Here is a 2449-nt window from a genome sequence, read left to right on the forward strand (position 1 = left end):
GGCGACCGGCTGATCCGCGAGGTATCGGCGAAGATCAAGAGTTGTCTCGCTCCCGGTGACACGCTTGCGCGGCTCGGCGGTGACGAGTTCGTCGTGGTCGTCAGGAAGTCGACCATCCCGCTGCTGACCAAGACCGCTGAAACCATCCTGGGCAGCCTGCACCTGCCTTTTGACTTCGGACTGATCAAGCTTTATACCGGTTGCTCTATCGGTATAGCGCTGTATCCCGAGCATGGCGACAGGCTCGAAAGCCTGATTCGCAGCGCGGACACCGCCATGTACGTCGCTAAAGATGGCGGCAAGCATACGTATCGCGTGTTTACGCCGGAAATGAACCGCAAGGTTGCGGAATATGTGTGGCTCGACACGAACCTGCGCCGGGCGCTTGAAGAGAATCAGCTCGAGCTTTATTACCAGCCGAAGGTGAATCTCAGGAGCGGCGACGTCGACAGCGTCGAAGCGCTCGTGCGCTGGAATTCGCCGGAGCGCGGCGTTGTCTCGCCGCTCGACTTCATCCCCTATGCGGAGGAGTCCGGGTTGATCGGGCCGCTTGGGCGATGGGTCATGCAAGCGGCTGCCACGCAGGCGTCGAACTGGCAGAAGCAGGGCCTCGACCTGCGCATATCCATCAACGTGTCGGCGCGCCAGTTGCGCGATACGGATATCGTCAAGCATTTCACCGAGGTGCTTGCAGAGACGCGCTCGCGTTCGTGCATGCTCGACGTGGAATTGACCGAAAGCTGTTTCATTGAAGACGAAGCGGCGGCGCTCGTGCTGATCACGCAATTCCGCAAGATGGGCGTGCGTGTGCATCTCGATGACTTTGGCACGGGTTATTCGTCGTTGTCGCAGTTGTCGCGTATTCCGCTCGACGCCATCAAGCTGGATCGAAGCTTCATCAAGGGAATCGATGTCAACAGCAAACCGCAAGCCCTCGTGCGCGCCATGGTCGCGATTGCGCATGAGCTGCGTTTGTCGGTGGTAGCCGAAGGCGTGGAAAGCGAAGCTGAAGCGGATTTCCTGCGCGGCCTGGGCGTGGATCTCGTGCAAGGCTTCCTTTACGCGCGGCCCATGCCTGCAAGAGCCTTCGAAGCGTGGCTCGCGGAGAAAAGAAAGCTCAGGCTCATCGCCTGAGCGTCTCCAGGTTAAGGAGTGTTGGTAAGGCTTAAAACTGCTTAGTGCTGGTCAAGGCTTGCCATCTTCAGTTTGGAGACACGGCGGTTCTGCAACATGACCAGCCGCTCCATGAAGGCCAGATCCTTCTCTTCAATCGTGAAGGCGGCCCGTACCCAGTCCTCCGTAATCTCGATCAGTTCAGCGCGCGGCAACGCCAATACACGTTGCCGCGCCTTGACCATCGCGCGAATGCCGTTGAGCTTGGGTCGAATGCCATCTATGAAAGTCCGCGTCGCAAGGAATGCATCGCCAGGCTGGAAAGTCTGGTCGACAATTCCCTTCTCTGCGTACCACTCGCCGGTATGCGCTTCTCCGGTGCTGATCAATTCTTCGGCGAGCCGCATGCCCGCCTTGCGTTCGACCAGTGAATAGCCGCCCATGCCTGGAAAGAGGTTAAAGGCGATTTCGGGGAAACCCATCTTCGCGTCGTTCTGCGCGAGAAGAAAGTGATGTGCCAATGCGGACTCGAATCCACCTCCGAGCGCGGTGCCCTCTACCATTGCAATCGAAATGGCACCGGTACCAAATCCGCTATAAATTTCATGCAGCCCGTCTATGCACGAACGCGCGTAAGCCATGAGCAATTCACGCCGGCCTGATCGAATGGCATCGACAAAGAAGTCCAGATCGCCACCTACATTGAAGATGTCTGGAACGAGAGAGCCCGTGACCCAGAAGTCAAAACGCAAGCCTGATTCTCTGGCTGCACGCGCGAGATCGATGATGTCATTCACGAGATCTTGCGTAAAACACGGACGCGGGCGTGAACGAAGCATCATCCACATTGTGTGGCGTTCCTCTTCGTAATAGGCGGAGATTTGCGAGAGGTCGCCGGCTTCGAGAAAGGGACGGCAAGCAGGGTTGTTTTTGAGGTTCATGGCGATGATCCAAATTAAAAAAGGGTTGAACTTGGGTAAAGCCATGAGAGGGTAAAGCACAGAATTTCATATCGGCGGGGGTATACGAGGGGCAGCCCACACTCCCGCAACGCATTTATGAAACACATAAAACGGCTCAAAAAACGCCGTGAAATAACGTTGCTAAGCGAACCATCTGAGGTTGATAAAGTGTTCGCTTAGCAACGGCGAATCGTCGAGTTATAGTTCCTGTAGAGCAAGTACGAGCCGAGCGTCATTCACTCGGATGCGAGCCAACAAGTTGATGAGTTGGAGACAAGACATGGAAAGCTATTGCGGGCACATACAAGAATCAAAGGCAGCTCAGTTCGTTCAACCACACTTCGACCATCAGGCCCCACGATGACCAACTCACG

General features: G+C 56.2%; 2 protein-coding genes. One reads left to right on the forward strand and one right to left on the reverse strand.

Annotated elements, in window-relative coordinates:
• Window positions 1–1134 (forward strand): EAL domain-containing protein (locus ACFFAR_RS30835; RefSeq protein WP_375509187.1); only part of this gene is annotated, 1134 nt, incomplete at its 5' end.
• Between the two features lie 41 nt (window positions 1135–1175).
• On the opposite strand, the gene ACFFAR_RS30840 is transcribed toward ACFFAR_RS30835, so the two are convergent.
• Window positions 1176–2054 carry a crotonase/enoyl-CoA hydratase family protein gene (locus ACFFAR_RS30840; protein ID WP_062001613.1) on the reverse strand — a complete coding sequence of 293 codons (879 nt, stop codon included), beginning with the start codon at window positions 2052–2054 and terminating at the stop codon, window positions 1176–1178.
• Between the last annotated feature and the right edge of the window lie 395 nt (window positions 2055–2449).

The sequence above is a fragment of the uncultured Caballeronia sp. genome (genome assembly GCF_964243625.1).
Classification (GTDB): Bacteria; Pseudomonadota; Gammaproteobacteria; order Burkholderiales; family Burkholderiaceae; genus Caballeronia.

What these genes read in the sequence shown, in the direction of transcription:
- ACFFAR_RS30840 (WP_062001613.1), bottom strand. Translation starts at nt 2,054, where the DNA reads ATGAACCTCAAAAACAACCCTGCTTGCCGTCCCTTTCTCGAAGCCGGC.